Origin of the sequence: Vibrio sp. A8-1 (assembly GCF_013048685.1) — a bacterium.
GTDB classification, from domain to species: Bacteria; Pseudomonadota; Gammaproteobacteria; order Enterobacterales; family Vibrionaceae; genus Vibrio; species Vibrio metschnikovii.
In genome coordinates, this window is sequence record NZ_VHTC01000074.1 from 1 (window position 1) to 2,444 (window position 2,444).

Annotated in this window: 3 protein-coding genes; all 3 read left to right on the forward strand. The window is 46.7% G+C overall.

The genetic code is table 11. The annotated features are described in order from the left end of the window. Positions 1-83 precede the first annotated feature (83 nt). Complete coding sequence (locus FKN93_RS17170) at positions 84-392, forward strand: IS66 family insertion sequence element accessory protein TnpB (RefSeq protein WP_170905745.1); 309 nt, start codon at positions 84-86, stop codon at positions 390-392. Continuing rightward, positions 392-760, forward strand: coding sequence for an IS66 family insertion sequence element accessory protein TnpB (tnpB, locus tag FKN93_RS17175; RefSeq protein ID WP_170905746.1), 369 nt, complete (start codon positions 392-394; stop codon positions 758-760). Before FKN93_RS17170 ends, tnpB begins: the two co-directional genes overlap by 1 nt. Positions 761-826: 66 nt before the next feature. Continuing rightward, a complete protein-coding gene (locus FKN93_RS17180; protein WP_170905747.1) occupies positions 827-2,398 on the forward strand; it encodes an IS66 family transposase in 1,572 nt (523 codons plus the stop codon). The last annotated feature ends 46 nt before the right edge of the window (positions 2,399-2,444 follow it).

Consider the following 2,444-nt stretch of genomic DNA (forward strand, 5'->3'; position numbering starts at 1 on the left):
TTGTAAGCGCTTAGTTCTCGACATTATTCCCATTTAAACCCAAGCCCCGATAATGACAACAGTCATTACCTATGGAGGCTTTTATGTTATTTCTACAGCAAACTTGGCAGCATCATGTTAACGTTTGGCAAACTACCCAACTTTCTCAAGCACAATACTGCCGAACCCACGACCTAGACCAATCTCAATTCAGTTACTGGAAACGTAAATTCAACCGTGTGAACTCCGTGACTAAATCCGTTACCTCTAAGTTTACCCTCGCACAGGTTCAAACGATCACCGAACAGGTGAGTTCATCGCTGACACTGACACTCCCAAGTGGTGCCCAACTTGAGGGCATCGATGAACACAATGTTCACGTCGCGGCTAAACTGATAGAGTGTATGAGCTAATGCGCCAGCCCACGTTAAGACCTGCATTGACACTACCGAAAGTCTATCTCTATCGTGACCCGATTGATTTTCGCAAGTCACACCGAGGATTAAGCGCTCTCGTTGAACTAGAACTTGGCCACAACCCCTTTAGCGGTGAGTTGTATGTTTTCACCAACAAGCAGCGTAACAAAATCAAGTGCCTGTTCTGGGAAAACAACGGCTTTGTGCTTTATTACAAATCACTTGCCCAAGAGAAATTCAAATGGCCAAAGCGGACTGACGACTTAGTCATTCTCACAGGTCAGCAGATAAATTGGCTACTTGATGGCTACGATATCTCCTTGATGCAAGGTCATAAAAAGTTGGAATACGAGTCATTGTTTTAGCGACTTAAGCGCCTGTTTTTGGTACAATAAACCCTGTTCTCATAAGGCATTTAAGGCGATTTTACTGTGACTTCTTCGATCAACTATTTAGCTGAAATTGAGCAACTTCGAGCTCAGTTAGCCGAGAAAGAAGCACAGCTACAATCTCAATCAGAACGCCTACAATCTCAATCTGCTCGTATTGATGTATTAGAAGAGGTGGTGCGCCACCTTAAAATCAAACGCTTCATGCCGAGCAGTGAGAAAACCAATGCTGACCAGTTCCTGCTGTTCGATGAAGCCGAGCTCTGTACTGACCCTCAGGTTGAACAACATGAAAAGGACAATCAAGATCAGAATAAAAGCAACGCTTCAACCCGCAAACCTCGTGGTCGCAAGCCACTGTCTAGTGATTTACCTCGTGAACAGATCTTCCTTTATCTGACGGATGAGCAAAAGGTAGGCGCAAAAAGCACCTTCTTCGCCAAAGTGAAAGAAGAGCTTGATATCGTGCCCGCTAAGGTTCGTGTACTGGAGTACATGCAAGAAAAGGCCGTGTTCAATAACGAAGATGGTCAATCCATAGTCGCTGCTGAGCTACCAAAACACCCACTTCCAGGTTCGCTTGGCAGTACGGGCCTGATTACTCATGCCATCACTTCAAAATACGTCGATGGCCTACCGCTCTATCGCATTGAGACAATGCTCCGTCGCTACGGCGGCGAACTCTCTCGGGCGACGCTGGCGAATTACGTCATGAAGTCCGCTAAGGTGTTCCAGCCACTGGTGAATCTGCTACGAGAGCACCAAAACAGTGGCGACATCGTAGCGATGGATGAAACCCGCATCCAAGTACTTAAAGAGCCTGGCAAATCGGCCACCTCAGATAAGTATATGTGGGTCTCGTTAGGTGGCTCACCCAGCCAGCAAAGTGTGCTGTTCCACTACGATCCCTCTCGTAGTGGTGACGTTCCCGTTGAGTTACTTGAAGGCTTCGAAGGCTACCTGCAAACCGATGGTTATGCGGGCTACCATGCTGCCTGTAAGAAATATGGTCTGACCCATGTCGGGTGTATGGATCATGCTCGCCGTATGTTCGTGGATGCGCAAAAAGCTCAGCCAAAAGGTAAAAATACTAAAGTAAGTAAAGCTGATATCGCGCTTAACACCATCAACAAGCTCTACCGTGTTGAGAGGCAGTTGGCTGACCTTAAGGAAAAGCAGCCCAAAATAACGGCTGAAGACATTATAACTTACCGCCAAGAGCACAGCGTTCCACTTTTAAACGAGTTGAAAGCGTTCTTGGAAAAGAACATCAGCAAGTGCCCGAAAGACAGCTTAACCTACAAGGCGATCAACTATACGCTTAACCAATGGTCGAAACTGGTGGTTTACGCAGGCCATCACGAGCTACGTATCAGCAATATCATGGCTGAAAATGCTATCCGTCCGTTCGTAGTGGGTCGTAAGGCTTGGTTGTTCGCCGATACCTCACAAGGTGCCAAAGCGAGTGCTGTCTGCTATAGCTTGGTTGAAACAGCTAAGTTGAATGGACTTGAGCCATACCGCTATCTACACACCCTTCTTACTCAGCTGCCATACGCTGAAACTCTTGAGCAAATAGAAGCGCTACTGCCTTGGAACTTGGCTAAAGACTAGATCGTTGTGGTTGGAACATGAGTTATGCTGAGTAATGAGCGCTTAC

Excerpts from the sequence above, each read along its gene's own strand:
- FKN93_RS17170 (WP_170905745.1), top strand. The coding sequence starts at position 84 with ATGTTATTTCTACAGCAAACTTGGCAGCATCATGTTAACGTTTGGCAA.
- tnpB (WP_170905746.1), top strand. The coding sequence starts at position 392 with ATGCGCCAGCCCACGTTAAGACCTGCATTGACACTACCGAAAGTCTAT.